Origin of the sequence: Fontibacillus phaseoli (assembly GCF_003337355.1) — a bacterium.
Lineage (GTDB): Bacteria > Bacillota > Bacilli > Paenibacillales > Paenibacillaceae > Fontibacillus > Fontibacillus phaseoli.
On the sequence record NZ_QPJW01000007.1, the window covers coordinates 174,499 to 192,169 of the forward strand.

Annotated in this window: 10 protein-coding genes; 1 reads left to right on the forward strand and 9 read right to left on the reverse strand. The window is 52.9% G+C overall.

The window, feature by feature from the left end; translation table 11 throughout:
* Positions 1–14: 14 nt before the first annotated feature.
* The 9 genes from DFP94_RS17205 to xylA form a co-directional block, all read right to left on the reverse strand.
* A complete protein-coding gene (locus tag DFP94_RS17205; protein WP_114497702.1) occupies positions 15–3,131 on the reverse strand; it encodes an alpha-mannosidase in 3,117 nt (1,038 codons plus the stop codon).
* Between the two features lie 4 nt (positions 3,132–3,135).
* Complete coding sequence (locus DFP94_RS17210; protein ID WP_114497703.1) at positions 3,136–5,433, reverse strand: glycoside hydrolase family 3 N-terminal domain-containing protein; 2,298 nt, start codon at positions 5,431–5,433, stop codon at positions 3,136–3,138.
* A 27-nt stretch (positions 5,434–5,460) separates the two neighbouring features.
* On the reverse strand, positions 5,461–6,378 hold the full coding sequence (locus DFP94_RS17215) for a carbohydrate ABC transporter permease (RefSeq protein WP_114497704.1): 918 nt from the start codon (positions 6,376–6,378) through the stop codon (positions 5,461–5,463).
* 22 nt (positions 6,379–6,400) lie between these two features.
* Positions 6,401–7,339 (reverse strand): ABC transporter permease, encoded by a 939-nt coding sequence (locus tag DFP94_RS17220; protein WP_114497705.1) that lies wholly within the window; start codon positions 7,337–7,339, stop codon positions 6,401–6,403.
* A 103-nt stretch (positions 7,340–7,442) separates the two neighbouring features.
* Entirely contained in the window at positions 7,443–8,942 is a 1,500-nt protein-coding gene (locus tag DFP94_RS17225; RefSeq protein ID WP_114497706.1) for an ABC transporter substrate-binding protein, read from the reverse strand.
* Positions 8,943–9,076: 134 nt separating this feature from the next.
* Positions 9,077–10,591: a response regulator transcription factor gene (locus DFP94_RS17230; RefSeq protein WP_114497707.1), complete on the reverse strand. Its 1,515-nt coding sequence runs from the start codon at positions 10,589–10,591 to the stop codon at positions 9,077–9,079.
* Positions 10,584–12,407, reverse strand: coding sequence for a sensor histidine kinase (locus DFP94_RS17235; RefSeq protein WP_114497708.1), 1,824 nt, complete (start codon positions 12,405–12,407; stop codon positions 10,584–10,586). Before DFP94_RS17235 ends, DFP94_RS17230 begins: the two co-directional genes overlap by 8 nt.
* 765 nt (positions 12,408–13,172) lie before the next feature.
* Positions 13,173–14,669 carry a xylulokinase gene (gene xylB, locus DFP94_RS17240; RefSeq protein ID WP_114497709.1) on the reverse strand — a complete coding sequence of 499 codons (1,497 nt, stop codon included), beginning with the start codon at positions 14,667–14,669 and terminating at the stop codon, positions 13,173–13,175.
* Between the two features lie 136 nt (positions 14,670–14,805).
* A complete protein-coding gene (gene xylA / locus DFP94_RS17245; protein WP_114497710.1) occupies positions 14,806–16,122 on the reverse strand; it encodes a xylose isomerase in 1,317 nt (438 codons plus the stop codon).
* A 298-nt stretch (positions 16,123–16,420) separates the two neighbouring features.
* Here xylA and DFP94_RS17250 point away from each other — a divergent pair, with 298 nt between their 5' ends.
* The gene (locus DFP94_RS17250; RefSeq protein WP_114497711.1) at positions 16,421–17,593 is read left to right on the forward strand and encodes an ROK family transcriptional regulator; all 1,173 of its coding nucleotides are present in this window, start codon (positions 16,421–16,423) and stop codon (positions 17,591–17,593) included.
* Positions 17,594–17,671 lie beyond the last annotated feature (78 nt).

Consider the following 17,671-nt stretch of genomic DNA (forward strand, 5'->3'; position numbering starts at 1 on the left):
CACGTATTTATAATTTATTTGTTTATTTTCAGGGTCTTGATCTCATACGGGGCAAAGTCCAGCTTGATTGGCCCCGCCGCGGCGTTAAGCGGCTCAATTTCCCGCTCCAGCGCGTCGGACAGAAAGGCTCCGCTATACGTCCGGCTCCAGTCCAGCTCCACGGTCTCGCGTCCGCCGGAGGATTCATAGAAGCGGAGAATCACGCCGCTGCCGTCTTCGGCCGGTTTGACCGTATCGAGCACGACGTGTTCGCCCGTAAAGCCGATCAGCGAGTGCACCGGCGGCAACGAACCTTCGCGGGCTTCGGCGGCGACGACCGCCGGATCCAGATTCAGTTCCGCCGCAGCGCGCACCGTATGCGCCGATTGCCAATCTCCGGCATGCGGATATAGCGAATACGTAAATTCGTGGTCGCCCAAATCGGCGGTCACGTCCGGCCATTTCGGCGCGCGCAGCAGGGACAGGCGAATCGTGCTGCCTTGCACGTCATAGCCATATTTACAGTCATTCAGCAGGCTGACGCCGTAGCCGCGCTCGGATACATCGACGAAGCGGTGCCCGCAAACTTCGTATTGCGCCTGTTCCCAGCTCGTATTCCGGTGCGTAACCCGTTCCAAAGCGCCGAACGGAATTTCGTAGGTCGCTTTATCCGTGACGACATCGATCGGGAAGCCAACCTTGAGCAGCTTGTGAGCTTCGTTCCAGCTTACCTTGGTTTCAAAATCGATCCGTCGGTCGTGATGATACAGGATCAGATCCTGCGTGATCTCCGACTGACCGATGCTCCAACGAAAACGCAATACGTCCTGAACGGCTCCGTTAGCTACCACCCGGCTTTCCAGCAGTTTTGCTTGGCCGGCCGGCTGCCGCTCGTAGCGGCTGTCGATATCCCAAGCGTCCCACAACGTCGGCCGGTCATGGAAGAAATGGAACCGGTTTGCGGCTTCGCCCGCTTTGACGACTTCCCTACCGGCTTCTTTATCCCAAAGGCTGACGATTTCGCCGCGCTCATTGAACTTCAGCCGGTAGTACTCCGTTTCCCACTCGCCCGCAAAAGTCTTCCCGTGAACGGCATGATCCAACTCTGCATTCAGCGCGTCTTCGCTTCGCAGCCAAATCGTTTTGTAGCCGAAGGCCGGAATTCCGGGAACGTGTACCCGAATAACGTTATCTTCGCCATGCACTCCAGAGGCATTATCCAAGATCAGCCGTTTGCCGTTCTCGTCATAGGCGCCGAGGGTGCCGCTAAGTCCGTGGTCGCGGATAGGGACCGCCGCATCGCGGGACCAGCCCAGGCTGTTAAAGACGATATAAGGCTTGCCCTCGCCTTCCGTCGCCACCTGCCCGGCCAAAGACTCCAGACCCTGTGACAATCCTGCATTTCCCTTGCCGAAAATTTCCCTATATTCCTCTTCCGACGTCCCATACGTTTCGGTGATCGCCGATCCCGGAATGATGTCATGGAACTGGTTCAGCAAAATGAGCTTCCAGCCTTCATGCATCGCCTGCCGGATTTCGCCTGCACGCTCTTCCGGCATACCCGGAGCCGCCAGCGTATTCCAAACCTCCGCCTCGCGGTACAAAATTTCCGCCTTCCGGTTGTTCCGCTTGTTGCGGCCATGCGTCGTATACGTACCGCGATGCAGCTCCAGGTACAGATCGCCGTGCCATGCCGGGAGCTCCGGCTGCGCCGCATCGATCCCGGCAAAGAACGCCGCCGCGGTGCTGTACTCGCTGGCCGGCTGCCCGACCATAAGCTCGGCGCGGTCATTATATTCCAGCATCTCGCGGGTTACGCCGCCGCCTCCGTCGCCGTGGCCGTACAACAGCATCTGTTCCGGATGCGCGGCTTTCTCCCGGTAAGATTGCCAATGATCGTGAATATCTTTAGGGAGCGTATTTTCGTTGACTCCATGATTCAAATAAGAAAGCATCGGGGTTCCGTCAATCCCGACCCAATGAAATAGATCGTAGGGGAACACGTTCGTGTCGTTCCAGCCCAGCTTGGTCGTCATAAAGTAGCGCACGCCGCCATGACGCAAGATTTGCGGCAAAGACGCACAATACCCGAAGGTATCGGGCAGCCACTCGATCTCCGAGGTCATGCCGAACTCCTCTTGATAAAAACGTTGCCCGTACAGCATTTGCCGCATCAGCGATTCTCCGCTCGGCAAATTCAAATCCGGTTCGACCCACATGCCACCAACGAGTTCCCAGCGGCCCTCTTTGATGCGCTGCTTTACCCGTTCGTACAGTTCCGGGTCGTTCTCTTTCAAATAGGCGAACAACTGCGGCTGGCTCTGCGCATAGCGATACTCCGGATACTCGCGCATTAAGGCGTCCACGGTCGAAAACGTGCGGCTCGCCTTGCGCACCGTCTCCCTGGCCGGCCACAGCCAGGCGATGTCGATATGGGACTGGCCGACCATATGGATCAAGCCTTCGGCAGGACCCCCTATGCTCTTCACCCGCTCCCGGAGCCGTTGCTCCAGTTCAAGGATAGCTTGGCCTTCAGTAATCGCCGCAAGGTCCAGCGCTACGAATTCGTCCATCGCGGCATGCAGCGCCTCGATCAGGCGGGTGCGCCGGAAATCCTGTTCCGGGAGCAGCACGGCCGAATCCCGGATTACGGTCGCCGTGTACATTAAGCTTTGCACCGAGCGGTTAACTAGCACCAGCCTGCTGTTGATCGATAAAATCGGCGGCTGAATAACCGCTTGTCGGTTCAGGGGATCCACCGGTTCGGGAATCGGATCGAACAGTTCGATTTCCATCTCCAGCGGTCGATTCCCCGGCCCGACCGGAAGCGTTACAAACGTGTGATTCCGGTCCAGGCCCTGGTACGATTTCCCGCCGATGCGAAGCAACCCTTCGCCTCCGGACGCAAACACAAGACCGATATGGCCGTTCCGCCATGCCTCCGGCACCGCAAGCGTCATCCGGAAGAAATACGTCGTTCCTTGCTCACTTGGGAACCGCTCTAAATGCTGTCCTTCCGGGTAATTATCTTCCTCGGTGTACTTCCCGGGAACCTGATAGACGGAGGTCGTGATTTCCCACTCCCTCAGTTCGATCTGCTCCAGCCACTGCACATCCGATAGTTCCCGGATAAACCGTTTGATCCGTTCCATAGATTTAACCCTCCCGCACGATAAGTTTGGCGCTCAACGTCTCATTCACATGACTTCCGACGTGAATCACGAATTCCCCGGGTTCCACGACCGGCTTGTAATCCTGGCCTATATACTGCAGCTCTTCCGCGCCGACGGTAAACTCCACCAATCGGGTTTCGCCCGGCGCCAACTCAATCTTGCGGAAGCCCTTCAATTCCTTGGCAGGTCTCGTCACGACGCTGGCTACGTCGGTTACGTACAACTGGACTACTTCAGTTCCGGACCGCTCGCCGGCATTCGTCACTTCCACCGCTACGTTTACCGATCCGTTCGGAAGGATCGTCTCCGGCCCGACGCTCAGGTTCGCATACTTAAACTGCGTGTAACTAAGGCCGTATCCAAACGGGTAACGCGGCTGCGAATCTGCTTCCAAATACCGCTTGCCTCGCGAACGCTTGCCGTTATAGTAAACCGGAAGTTGGCCGACATGCTTCGGAATCGAGATCGTCAGGCGGCCGGAGGGATTGACGTCGCCGAACAGTATGTCGGCGATCGCATGTCCGCCCTCCTGGCCCGGATACCAGGCCTCCAGAATGGCGTCCGCGTGCTCGTCGATCCACGGCTCGGCAATCGGCCGTCCGTTGATGTAAACCACGATCAGCGGCTTGCCCAATTTATGAATCTCTTGAATCAACTCAAGCTGCACTCCCGACAACTTCAGGGACAGGCGGTCGATGCCCTCGCCGCAATCCATGTCGCTTTCCGCATTCCCGGTCACTTTGGAAGCTCCCGTCTTCAAATCGATGCTGCCTTCGCCAAAGTCCCGGGCGCTGGAACCGCCGAGTACCATCACGACCGTATCGGCCTGTTCCGCACAAGACAAAGCAAGCTCAAAACCTTCTTTGGATTCGCCTTTAATTCGGCATCCCGGGGCGTACAGCACCCGCTCCGGCGCCGCGGCCAACTTGCCGCGGACGCCGCCGAGCACGGTCGTGACTTTCGACTTCGGCTGCGGCGAAGTATAATCGCCAAGCTGGTTATAACCGGCGTCGGCGTTCGGGCCGATAACGGCGATCGTTCCGGCCGACTTCGACAACGGCAGCACGCCGCCTTCGTTTTTCAGCAGCACGATGCCTTCCCCGGCGATTTTCCGGGCCAGTTGGGCGTGTTCCGCGCTGCCGATCACCCGCTCGGCCTTGTCCGGATCGGCATAAGGCGATTCGAACAGCCCCAGCCTGAACTTCAGCGTCAATACGCGGCGAACGGCCTGGTCCACCACAGCCTGATCCAACTGACCGGACCGGACCGCCTCGAGCAGATGCTTGCCGAACATTTCACCGGACATCTCCATATCGATGCCCGCCTCGATCGCCTGAACGGCGGCATCCCGTCCGTCCCCGGCCACGTCATGGCCGGATGCCAGCATGTCGATGGCGCCGCAATCCGTAATGACCATGCCGTCAAAGCCCCATTCGCCGCGAAGGACGCCGTCCAACAAATCCGTGTTGGTCGTACAAGGCACGCCGTCGATTTCATTGTAAGCCGGCATGATGGAAGCCGCTCCCGCTTCCACAGCTTTGCGGAACGGCAGCAAATCCACCTCCAGCAACTCGCGCCGCCCCATATGGACCGGCCCGGCGTTGCGGCCGCCTTCGGAGCTGCCATAACCTACAAAATGCTTCAAAGTGGCGGCAACGCTGTCTTCACTGTCCATGCTGCTTCCCTGCAGCCCTTCCACCGAGGCCACCGCCATTTCGCCGATCAGATAAGCATCCTCTCCGAAGCATTCCTCCGTCCGGCCCCAGCGGGGATCGCGCACGACGTCAAGCACGGGAGAATACGTCACCGCTCCGCCCTGACTGCGGGTTTCCAGGGCTACCGCCCGGCACATTTCCCGGTATAAGTCCACGTTCCAGGTACTGCCGAGCGACAGCGGCACGGGAAATACGGTGGCGCCAATGGCCATATGCCCATGAGAGCATTCTTCCCCGATCAAAATCGGGATGCCCAACCGGGAATGCTCGATCGCATACCGCTGGATCTCGTTAACCGCTTCGGCCCCCTGGCGGGGAGACAATCCGCTCTCCAGGGTCACCCCCGTCCAAGGGTCGGCGCGAAGGACGCCGTATAGTGAACCGACACCTCCGTCCGCCACTTGTTGTTTAAAGCTTTCCGACAGCTCTATTTTTCCGTCTATATGCTCATAAGTCTGCCAGCCGAACGGCTGGATCAGCTGGCCGACCTTTTCTTCCAAAGTCATCAGGCTGAGCAAATGCTCCGCCCGTTCCCGTATCGGCTTAGTTTTGTCTTTATAGATCATGGTTTCCACTCTCTCCTCCAAATGATCCTATTCTTTAACTGCCCCTACCGTAAGACCTTGTATGAAATAACGCTGGAAGAACGGATATGCGAAAATGATCGGCCCCGTAGCCAGTACTACCATGGCCATCCGTGACGTATCCTGCGGCAATGAACGCAGCGCCTCCAGGCTCAACGAGCTGTTTTGCGAATTTTGCAAAATGAACTGCATGCTGGTTTCGATACGCATCAGCATAGATTGAAGCGGAACCAGATTCGGATTGTCGATGTACAATAAAGCGTTAAACCAGTCGTTCCAATACCCCAAGGTGCTGAACAACCCGATGGTTGCCAAACCGGGAAGGGATAACGGCAATACGAGCTTAAGAAAAATCCGGAATTCTCCCGCTCCGTCGATTTTACCGGATTCGATAATGGCGTCGGGAACGCTTGTACTGTAAAACGTACGCAGAATCATGATATAAAAGGCGTTGACCGCCAGCGGCAAAATCAGGGCCCAAACCGAATCTTTAAGCGAAAGCATTTGGGTCACGATAATATAGGTCGGTACCAACCCGCCGTTGAACAACATCGTAAAGAAGGCGAAAAAAGCGAAAAAGTTGCGGTATTTAAAGCTTTTACGCGAAATGGCGTAGGCGTAAAAGGAAATAAACAGCAAACTGACGATCGTGCCCACTATGGTCACGAAAATCGTTACCCCGTAGGATCGAAGCAAAGTATCCCCGGTTTGGAACACGTAGCGGTAGGCTTCCAGGCTCCACCCGGCAGGGATCAGTTTGTAGCCGTCTCTTGCCAGCACGTTTTCGTCCGTGAAAGAAATGATGACGACGAATATAAAAGGAAATACGCACAAAAAGGCGAAGATACCGGCAAAAAGATTGAATATTACATTCCAGGGCGTTGAAAGCCGATGAAAATCACGTGCTTTATAGGTTCTCGCAGACATGTTACTCACTCCTTCCGGTGGATTAGAACAAGGCGCTGTCCTTGTCAAATTTGCGTACGATATAATTCGAGGTCATGACCAGGACAAAGCCTACGACGGATTGGTACAGACCTGCCGCTGTACTCATGCCGATCTCTCCGGTCGTTTTGAGTCCGCGATAGACATACGTATCGATAACGTTCGTAACCGAATATAGGGTGCCGGAATCTCGCGGAACCTGATAGAACAAGCCGAAGTCCGCATAAAAGATTTTCCCGACGGCCAAAAGCGTCATGATGGTGATGATCGGGGTCAGCAGCGGAATCGTAATGTTGCGGATTTGCTGAAACTTGCTCGCGCCATCGATCATGGCCGCTTCGTAAAGCGACTTGTCGATCCCCATAATCGCCGCCAAATAGACTACGCTGTTGTAACCGACGGCTTTCCACAAATACACCAGGATAAGAATATAAGGCCAAACCTTAGGGTCGTTATACCACTGCATCGACTCCCAGCCGAGGCTCTGGAATACCTGGTTGAGCAGCCCGCGCTCGGAGCTGAGGAAGCTAAATGCGAAATAACCGACGATAACCCAGGACAGAAAGTAGGGAAGAAACATGCCGGTTTGATATACTTTAGCCAGTCTTTTGTTGGCGATTTCGCTCAAAACCACGGCCATCAGCACGGATAGAATCAGACCAATGATAATGAACGCGACATTGTAGAGCAAGGTGTTTCTCGTAATGATGTAGGCATCGTCCGTACTGAACAAAAATTTGAAGTTGTCCCAGCCCACCCACTTGCTGTTGACGATGCTCGCCCAGAAGCCGTCCCGGCTGAAGCGGTATTGCTTAAAGGCTATAATCGTGCCGAACATCGGCATATACGAGAAGAAGAGGAACCATAACGCACCCGGCAGAACCATTAGCAGCAACACTTTATTTTTGATGATATCGCGAAAAAATCCGCCTACCACTTTCATGCAAATCCCTCCTGATCGCTAAAATAAAAACCTGACGAGTGTAAAAAAGATCGGGCGTTAGGATCTTCACCCGCCCGATCTTCCTAAGCCTCATGAAGCTTGATTACTTGTTGTTCGCGGCTCTCCACTCATCGATTTGTTTTTGCGCTTCGGCAATGATCTTATCGAGTCCGGCTGCTTTGAATTTCTCGTTGGCTTTTGCCAGGTATTCGTTCGGATCCACCGTACCGGTCATCAGGGAAGACCAGAACTCTTCCTTCACGTTTTGCACGGCTGCGATTTCATTCGTTACCGCGGAGGTGTCGAAGTTGAAGCCCAGCAAAGGAGCGTTGATACCGGATGCGTTGAATTTCTTGAATTCGTCCCATTTGTTCTCCGGGTCTCCTTCATTCAGGTAGGTAATCATGATGTTGCCAAGCGAGAATGTAGGCATATCGTAGTTTTTGGCATCCGCCAGGTTTTTGAGCGTAGTGTCGTTCACTTTTTCGTAGTGGACACCTTCGATCCCGGAGTCGATCAGGTTACGCAGATAAGGATCCGTGTTCAGCAGGTTCAGGAATTCCATCGCTTTTTCCGGATGTTCGGAGTTTGCGGAAATGGCCTGCATGGAGCCCATTACGGACCAGTTGTAAATGTACGGTTGGCTGGCCGGCGTCGAAACTACCGGATAACCGTAGCTTGCAGACCAGAGGTTATCGGCCAGCGGCTGCGTTGCCGCACGGTCCATGAACCATTTGCCGGACTTGTACAGATCGTCTACGGATGTCGTCGTCGCTACTTCCGGAGAAACGTAACCCGCTTGGTAGTACTTGCGGACGGTTTCCAGCGTCGATTTGGCTTCCGGCGTTTCGAGGATGTTGATTACTTTGTAATCCTTCGTGTCCATATACACGGCCATCGGCATTTTCTCGATGACGTAGTCGAACGGTAAAACCGGCATGAAATCCTTCACCATAGCGTAAGGAGTGATGCCCGGTTCGTTCTCCTTGATCGTCTTGAGCATCGGCTCCAGGCTTTCCATCGTCGTCGCCTGGCTCATGTCCAGATTGTATTTGTCGAGCAATTCTTTGTTAAAACGCCATACTTCTTGAGCCGGGAGTTCTTTGTTGGCCGGAATCGCGTAGTTATGTCCGTCAACCTTGGAACCTTCCAGGAAAGCAGGGTCCAGCGTTTCCTTGATCCCTTGCCCGTATTTGTCTAACAGGTCATCCAACTCCATAAAAGCGCCTTTCCGCGCATTTTGAACATAGTCGAATGCCCAGGAGCATGTGAACATGATGTCCATCGGCTCGCCAGAAGCGGCCATAACTTGCATCTTTTGCGTGTAATCCCCAAAGTCGATCATTTTCATGTCGATGGTGGCATTGATTTTTTCTAAGGTGTACTTGTTGACTTCCTCCACCACACGATTCAGATCTTTTTGCGGAGCGCCGATGGTGTACCAGATCAATTCAACCGGCTTTTCGGCCTTTGCCGAATTGCCCGAATTGCCTGTTGCCGCCGAATTGTCGGCCGCTTTGTTTCCGCCGCAAGCGCTAACAATTAACGTAAGCGCAACCAACGAAGTTAGTAGCAAGGAGAAGCTTTTTCTTTTTTTGCTCATTTAGGTATAACCTCCCTTTGATGTAGAAGCATTAAAACTATCTTTACTGTAAGACATGAAAGCATTTTCAAATAGAAGAGAAAATAAATAAATCATGGTTCAAAATAAAGAAAAGAGTCGGCCAGCAGAGCATGCTAGCCTAACCCTTTGAATTCCGTGGGGGATACCCCGACATATTTTTTGAATTGCTTGTAAAAATACCCAGTTTCCCAGTAGCCGACATTGCGGGCGATTTCATGAACTTTCTGATGCGTCGTCTTCAGCATTTCCTTGGCTTTGTCGATCCGGTAACGGTTGATGTACTCGGTGAACGATTCGCCTACTTCTTTATGAAACAGCTGACCCAAATAAACCGGATGGATCTTGTAAGTATTCCCCAGCGTTTTCAGCGAGAGATCCTGGTTATAGGAATCCTGAATGGTGTTCAGCACCTGCTGCACCACCGGGCTTTTGACATCCCGGCTCAGGGCCTCCATGACCGCCGCAGCCGTGTTCTTCACAATGGCCACAAGTTCCTCCAACGTAGTTGCCGATCGGATCTGTTCAAATCCGCCCGAAAACATCCCGACGTCCTCGGAATGACGGATTTCTTGCAACTCCAGCTTAAAACGAATCATCCATTCCAGAGCCACTTCCTGAAGCAAGGCCGGAGACGCGGCGCCCGACTCGCCCAGTGAGGTAAACTGCCGGTCAATCAAAGCGAAAAGACCCTCTTTGTCTCGGGCAAGCAGCAGTCTGGAGCTTTCGTTCCAGTCAAACGAAGACGTCTCGGCGGTCGCGGAGCGGGCGTTCAGTTCGCCGTAGCTGATGACATCCCGTTCGGGAAAAATCATGAAATATTCCTGTGCCTTCTTCGCGTTTTCATAGCTGAGCGAAGCTCCTGTATCCCTGTCCTCTACGCTGCCCAGGGAAATTTGGGGCTGATAAGGGAACAAAATGGAAGCAAGGCGGTCGATTCTCGCCTGAACCTCTTGTGTACCTTGCTCCGGATCCTCAAAATGATGCAGCAGCACAATATCGCTGTCATTATTGCGAAACGGAATCACGTTGGGATTTCCGCCCAACTCCCGTTCAACCAAATCAAAAGAGCCGGCGGAATTCTGCCTGAACCTCAGCAATGAGATCAGAACCAGCGGCTTGTCGATGTCGATTCCAAGCAAGTCGGCTCTCTCTTTGAATTCCAGAGGGCCAATTTGATTGTACATCCAACGATGCATGACATTATCCCGCAAAATGCGGATGCTATATTCGTTGAGAGTCTCATTGCTCCGCGACAATTCAAGCTTGTTGCGGACGCTGGTCAAGGTTCCGCGGAACTCCTCCAGATTGATCGGCTTCAGCAAATAATTTTCGATGCCTAATGCCATGCCTTCTTTCAGATAGGCAAATTCGTCATATCCGCTTAACACGATCACCTTCAAAGCCGGCTTGAACTTCCGCGCCTCGCGGATCAGTTGTAGGCCGGTCATTTCCGGCATCGAGATATCGGTAATCAGAATGTCGACCGGCTTTTCTTGCAATGCCTGTAGAGCGGCTTTCCCGTTTTCGGCCTGGCCGACGATCTCCATGCCGAGCTGGGCCCAATCCACGATATCGTACAATCCTTCGATAATAAACGGCTCATCATCCACAAGAAATACTTTATACATTCCGGTCACCTTCCTCTAGCTCGGGGAAAGTCACGACCACCGTCGTTCCTTTGCCCTCTTCGCTGCGCACTTCCACTCCATAAGCATCCCCGTACAGCAGTTTCAATCTCTCATGAATACTCCGCAGGCCGAAGGATTCCGAATATTCGTCGGGCTTCTGAAGTCCTTGATTAATTTCCTCCAGCCTGTCCGGTGGAATCCCCCGACCGTTATCCTCCACCTTGGCTTGCAGCATTCCTCCATCGGAAGAGACTACGGAAATCGAGACGATGTTATCGGCCCGGTCTGTCCGCAGCCCGTGGATGATGTAATTTTCGATAATCGGCTGCAGGGACATTTTCATGACAGGCCTGGTATCAAGTCCTTTGTCATAATGAATTTCATACGCCAGCCTGTCCTTATAACGGATCCGGAACAGCTCAAGATACATTCGGCAGGCTTCCAGTTCATCCTTTAACGTGTAATTCCGCTTTTGCTGCACATAATTTTTGAAGAGCATCGACAGGCTGTAGATCATTTCGCCGACATCGTTCGCTCCCTGCGAAACGGCGCGCATGCGGATCACTTCCAGCGTGTTGTACAGAAAGTGGGGATTGACCCTGGATTCCAGCGCTTTCAATTCGGATTGCTTTTGCTTGATTTCCGCCTTATAGACCCTGTTGATATAAACATTCAAATTATCAAGCACGCTGTTAAAGCTCTTGGAAATGAGCCCAAGCTCATCATCCCGGTCGTCTTCAATGCGCACCGACAAATCGCCGTTTCTTACCTTGCGCGTAAAACGGACGATGCCGTAGGTCCGTTTGGCAAAATTGCTGATAAACAGGGACGGCAGGATGATCGCCACCAAAATACAAATCGCGCTGATCGTCAGGATGGTGTTCCGGAGACCGCGATAAGTTTTGGCAAGTTCATTTTTCGGGACCGTACTCAGAACAGTGAAGCTCCCCTGGTTTTGCATTAATTTCGTGACAATCAAATCGCCGCCTATAGTACCGTTGTCATACACGGAATTGACCTGATCGAAATGGGGGTACTTCCGGCCGTAATACGTGCCCGAACTATCGAATAGAACATCGCCTTTACTTGAAATCACGAGAATTTGGCCTTTCAAATTATCACGAAAACGCTCCAGAGTATCCTGCACCCGGTTCGTGTCGAAATAGACGACCAACTGTCCCATGTTTCGCAAAGACTGATTATTATTGACGGGAACCCGCACAGAGTACACCGGCGTTTCCGGCATGCCGATCGTTTTGCGGATCCAGATATTCGGCAGGGAGACGCCGGCTTCTTCCTCCAGATACATCGCATCGGGAACATAGGAACGGGAGGCGTTGGTCGGAATGATTTTAAACTGCTTAAAACTATTATAGGCGTATAATTGCTGCATATCCGCACTGTACAGCATAAGGCTCATAATATCCCGGTCATCCTCGACCTGGTTTCTGAAATATTGGACCGTATCCGTGGTGGAACCCGTATCGTTGAAAAACCGGTCCAGCCTGTACTTCACATAATCCTGATAAGGATGCTCCATAAAATAGGACGTATTATAAGCCAGTTCCCGGTCACGGTAGACGTCGCGCAGCATCCGCTGAACGGATTCGTATTTGCCGGAGATATAATTCGAAACGCTTTCTATCGCGCTTTTCTGCACGTCCATTTGCCGCTGGACTGCGGCTTCCGACATCACCTGATACATCAGATAGGAGAACGTAATAATCGTCAGAATCATGATCATGGAGAAGAACAGGATGATTTTCATGAACAGATTGTTTTTGAAGTATTTTCGGTAGATGCCTCCTACGATCATATCGCTCTCCTTTCCGCCAGGCGGCCGATTAACAAGATTATAACATGACCAAGCAAGCATTGCGGCTAGCCCCAATTCGGTTGCGCTTATTACAAGACGGTATGCGCACGTTCATTATCCAATCCGCTAAAACGCATTTTTCGGCTAAATTCGGCAACCGTCTCGGCCGCACTGGCTAAAGTAAAAAAACGCGCGTTTCCCTTTACCTAAAAGGGAGTCATAATCGTAATGATGAAGTTCCTTTAAAGTTTGCATTATGCACGCGGTTTGGAGTCCAGTTAGTTAAAGCAACTAATTCGTGCTCCAATGGCCCGGCTTCTCGGCTCAGTTGGGCCAGGCTCCAAGGCGGATCAGCAGGCTCAACGGCCCAGACTCATCAGAATGGGCTAGCCCCTCTCTGCCCGGCTCATTTGCAGGGCTCATCAGGCCTGGCCCCCAAGATTAACTGGAAATCCTACAGTTCATTCGCACGGCAAACCCGTTCTTAGCAAATTAACTGGGAAGCCTACAGCTAATTCCGGCACTTTAAGTGAAAACGGCGGAAAATGTGAAAGTTACCTGTAGGTAATACAGTTAATTGGCCCGAACGACCGAATCCCGCAATATTAACTGTAGGAAATACAGTTAAGTGCCTGGCTGGTGCTCCAATAGGAGCAGCCCGTACTAGCACGCACCGGCTAATAGTAAGTAAAGCGCGTGATTCCCATTACCTAAGGAGTCGCGCGCTTTTTATTTGTTATCTACTTTTCACTCCGACTAACCGCGTTAACCGCGGAATTCCTGCAGTCCCTCGTTCAGCGAGCGGGTTGCGGAGTAAACTTGCTGATACAGCTTGAACAAGCGGCCGTAAGTTTCCACGTTAGCCGGGATCGGCTCATACGTTTTGCCGTAGCCGATAAACTTGTCGGCGCACTCTTTCAGGCTGCCGAACCAGCCGCAGCCGACAGCAGCCATCATGGCCGAGCCCATGGCCGGGCCTTGCTCGTTCTTCAGCGACACGACCGGCGTGCCGAAGATGTCGGCCTGCATTTGCAACCAGACCGGATTTTTGGCGCCGCCGCCGATGGAAATGACGCGTTCGACCGTGATGCCGGCTTCGCGGAACAAGGCCACGGATTCGGCCAGCGAGAACGTGATGCCTTCCATCACTGCGCGGGCGAGATGTTCGCGGCGGTGCGTGCCGGACAGGCCGATGAAGCTGCCGCGGATCACGCTGTCCGCATGCGGCGTGCGTTCGCCGACCAGATACGGCGTGAACAACAGGCCGTCCGCGCCCGGAGGCAGCGAGCCGACAGGCTCCAGCAGTTCACTAAAGCTGAGCTCCGGCGCGAGCGAGTCTTTGAACCAGCTCAGCGAGTAGCCAGCCGCAAGGGTCACGCCCATGGCGTAAAAAGCGCCCGGATGCGCATGGTTGAAGAAGTGTACCTTGCCGGCGAAGTCCTTGTTCTTGTCCTCCTCATACGTGAGGACAACGCCGGACGTGCCGATGCTGCACAGCGCATCGCCCTTACGGACAATGCCGGCGCCTACCGCGCCGCAAGCATTGTCCGCGCCGCCGCCGAACACCCGGGTGTCCGGCGAGAGCCCGCTCTGCTGCGCGAATTCCGGCAGCAGCGTGCCGGTTTGCTCCGTGCTGCCGACCAGCGGCGGGCAGAACCCTTCCGGAAGGCCGAACGCCTGAGCGATCTCCTCGCTCCAGGCCCCTTCCGGAACGTTCAGCAGCAGCGTGCCTGCGGCATCGGAGATTTCCATCTCTACGCGCCCGGTCATCCGGTAGCGTAAGTAATCCTTCGGCAGCACGAACCGTGCCGCCTTGGCGAACAGCTCGGGCTCATGCTTTTGCACCCACAGGATTTTCGGCAACGTAAATCCTTCCAAAGCCGCATTGCGTGTAATGTCGAGCAGCTTGCCGCCGAGCTTCTGCTCGATTTCCCGGCACTCCTTCGTCGTGCGCGTATCGTTCCACAGGATCGCATTGCGCAGCACGTTGTTCTGCTCATCCAGCAGCACCATGCCATGCATTTGTCCCGAGAAGGACACGCCTTCGATATCTTCCCCCGAAACTCCGTTTTCTTGAAGCAACTGCTTCAGGCAGGCTACCGTTCCGTTTACCCATTCCTCCGGATTTTGTTCGCTGTAGCCCGGACGCTCCTGAATCAGCGGGTAAGCAGCCGTAGCTTCTCCCTTGATTTCTCCCTCCTTGTTCACCAGCACCGTCTTTACCGAGCTTGTGCCAAGGTCAATCCCGATTACGTATTTCATCACTTTACGCTCTCCCTTCAACCAAATAGTCAAGCCGTGGCCATCCGGCCAAATACCACAAAAAGGGACGGCAGGCGTCCCTTTTTGTGGTTTCAATCAAAGATCAATCGCACCGGTATGCGTTCTAACCGATTACTTATTTTGTTCCGAAAATGTATTCGTTCAAACGGGCTTTCACCAGCTCGAGATGGTTCGATTTATTACGGATGTCGCTGTGCTCAAGGGCATAAACTTCCAACGATTTGAAGTTGGCTTTGCCGGACAGAATGTCTGCGCCGATTCCGGATTTGAAGCTGGAGTAGCGCTCTTCGAGCAATCCGTCGATGAATTTCTCTTCTTTCATTTTAGCAGCCACTTTCAGGCCTTTAGCAAAAGTATCCATACCAGCGATGTGAGCATAGAACAAATCTTCCGGCTCAAAAGAAGAACGTCTTACTTTCGCGTCGAAGTTCACGCCGCCGGAGCCGATGCCGCCATTTTCGAGAATTTCATACATAGCGAGCGTAACGGAATACAAATCGGTAGGGAACTCGTCAGTATCCCAGCCGAGCAGCATGTCGCCTTGGTTAGCATCGATCGAACCGAGCATGTTGTTGATGCGGGCTACGCGCAGCTCATGTTCAAAAGTGTGGCCTGCAAGCGTAGCATGGTTAGCTTCCAGGTTGAGTTTGAAATGATCTTGCAAATTGTATTTTTGCAGGAACGCGATCGTAGTAGCCGCGTCGAAATCGTATTGGTGTTTCGTAGGCTCTTTTGGTTTTGGCTCAATCAGGAATTGGCCTTTGAAGCCGATTTCTTTGGCATAGTCGATGGCCATTTGGAAGAATCTTGCCAGGTTGTCAAGCTCAAGGCCCATATCGGTGTTCAGCAGGGACTCGTAACCCTCGCGGCCGCCCCAGAACACATAGTTTTCTGCGCCCAGTTCAACCGCAGTTTCCAAACCTTTTTTAACTTGAGCTGCTGCATAAGCGAATACGTCAGCGTTCGAAGTCGTTGCCGCACCATGGACATAACGCGGGTTCGAGAACATGTTAGCCGTGTTCCAAAGCAGTTTAACGCCTGTCGATTTCATGCCTTCTTTCAATTTAGCAACGATCACGTCGAGGTTTTGGTTGGATTCCTTCAATGTCGCGCCTTCCGGTGCCACGTCAACGTCATGGAAGCAGTAGTAAGGGGCGCCGAGTTTTTCAAGGAATTCGAAGTTAACTTCTACGCGCTCTTTAGCCAAATCCAAGCCGGATACGGTTTCCCAAGGACGGATCATGTTGCCTTGACCAAAAGGATCGCTGCCGTTCATTGTAAAAGTGTGCCAGTAAGCTACCGCAAACCGGAGGTGTTCTTTCATCGATTTTCCGAGTACGACTTCATTTTCGTTATAATGTTTAAATGCCAGAGGGTTGGTGGAGCCTGCGCCTTCATACTGAATCTTGCTAATGTTCTTGAAATAACTCACGTTTGAGTCCTCCCTGCATGATTTTAAATTTTAGTAAGCCCTTTCATGGGCTCCCTTAAAAAGATAGTTCAACAAATCAATTTTCGTTACTGTTCCTCGTATTCTAGGTGGTGAAAATCACATTTTTTGAACTTGATTCCAAAGGTAGCATGCCCCTTGTAATTCATCGCATGCCCTTTTCAACTAGATCGTATCACGTTATACTTAGTTTGTCTAGTAAACTAACTAAGTTATTCAGTTACCATTTTGTTTTTATGTTATGATGGCAAATATGAGCAAGTCTATACGGAGGATTATGATGAAAATTACCGGCGACCAGCAGTTGATAAAAAAAATGAACAAGAGCATCGTGCTGGACACGATTCGTCAGCGCCAACCCTTGTCCCGCGCGGATATAGCTGCCGGAATCGGTCTGAACAAAGCGACGGTCTCCTCGCTCGTCTCCGAATTGATCAACAGTAACCTCGTCACCGAAATCGGTCCGGGCGAATCGAGCGGAGGGCGGAAACCGACTCTCCTTCTTTTTAATAAAAGTGCGGGCTTTGCCATCGGCGTGGATATTCGGGTCAGCGATTTGCTGGCCGTGCTGGTCGATTTGGAGGGAAACGTCATTCGCGAGAAGAGCGTACCTTTGAGTGATTTTTCGCCGGAAATCGTTTTGGACCAAATCCGCAAAACCATCTCCCTGCTCAGCCGTAAGCTGCCGGAATCCCCCTACGGAATCATCGGAATCGGTATTGGCGTTCCCGGACTTGTCGATGAAAAAAGCAACGTCGTTTCCGCCCCCAATCTCGGTTGGGAACATGTTGATCTGGCCGGAGCGCTCGCTGGAGATCTTGGCGACAACATCCATATAGATAACGAGGCGAACGCCGGAGCCATTGGCGAGAAGCTTTACGGTGCCGGAAGGGATTCGCTGAATCTGATTTACTTAAGCATCGGGGTAGGGATCGGCTCGGGAATTATCGTTGGAGGAGCACTGTACCGCGGCACCTCTAATTTCTCCGGTGAGGTCGGCCATATGACCGTTGCCGAGAACGGCCCGCTTTGCCGGTGCGGCAACCGGGGTTGTTGGGAAACGCTTGCTTCGGAGAAGGCCCTGCTGGACCGGGCGGCCGCCATCTGGCCGGGAGATGATGCTCCTGATCTTGAGGATTTCCTGAAGGCTGCCAAACAAGGCGATGAAGAAGCCGTTAATCTGCTTAATGAAATCGGCTCCCAACTCGGCGTGGGCCTGGCCAACCTGGTTAACATTCTAAACCCCGAACTCATTGTCATAGGCAACCGTCTATCGCTAGCCGGCGAGCTGTTTGAAGATGCCATGCTGCGCACGATCAAGAGCCGTAGTTTGTCCTATCACCGAAAAAAAACGCATGTCGATTTCGCTAAACTGGGCATCCGTTCCACTGCACTAGGTGCGGCATCCATGCCGATCACGACCTTCCTGACGGACCCGGATATCAACATCTGAATAAGTATTACAGACGTTCGTTCTCCGATATTTATAAAAAGAGCAGGCGATTCCTCGGATCGCCTGCTCTCTTTATTT